Origin of the sequence: Azoarcus sp. TTM-91 (assembly GCF_012911025.1) — a bacterium.
Taxonomy (GTDB): Bacteria; Pseudomonadota; Gammaproteobacteria; order Burkholderiales; family Rhodocyclaceae; genus Azoarcus.
Genome location: NZ_WUEI01000300.1, coordinates 1 through 441, shown reverse-complemented (window position 1 = coordinate 441; position 441 = coordinate 1). Strand labels below are relative to the sequence as shown.

Genomic DNA, 441 nt, shown 5'->3' with positions numbered 1-441 from the left:
GTGGCTGGGCTGAGTGTCGCAGTCTTCGTGCCCGCCGCCGGTCCAGCGGCCCGCCTGGGCTTGCTCCGCCCCCCCCGCGCTGCGGCGGCGCCGTTTGCTGCCGGGCGACGGCGGCGGGTCCTCGGCGGAATCCGGCTGCAGCCCGCCCTCTATCACCCGCAGAGGCGGACGGCCGTTGGCGGAGCGCGCCGCGGCCAGCCGGGCGGCCTTCGCCCGCCGGGCCGCCTTGCGGGCATCGGCAGCCAGGGGCGGCCGGCAGCTTGCTGCCTGCTCGGCCGCGGCGGGCTGCGCGGCGTTGGCCCGTCGCAGCGCGGTCACTTTGGCATGCAGGGTGGCAGACGAAGAAAGGGATGCCGGCGAGCCCGGAATACGTCCGCGCCTGGCCGGCTTGGCGGCATTCAGGGGGGAAGCCTTGGCGGGCCGCTTGAGGCTGGGCTGGGG

Annotated in this window: 1 protein-coding gene; it reads right to left on the bottom strand. The window is 77.1% G+C overall.

Annotated elements, in window-relative coordinates; translation table 11 throughout:
• A partial coding sequence (locus tag GRF61_RS24690; RefSeq protein ID WP_211166200.1) for a hypothetical protein occupies positions 1–318 on the bottom strand: 318 nt, incomplete at its 3' end.
• Positions 319–441 lie beyond the last annotated feature (123 nt).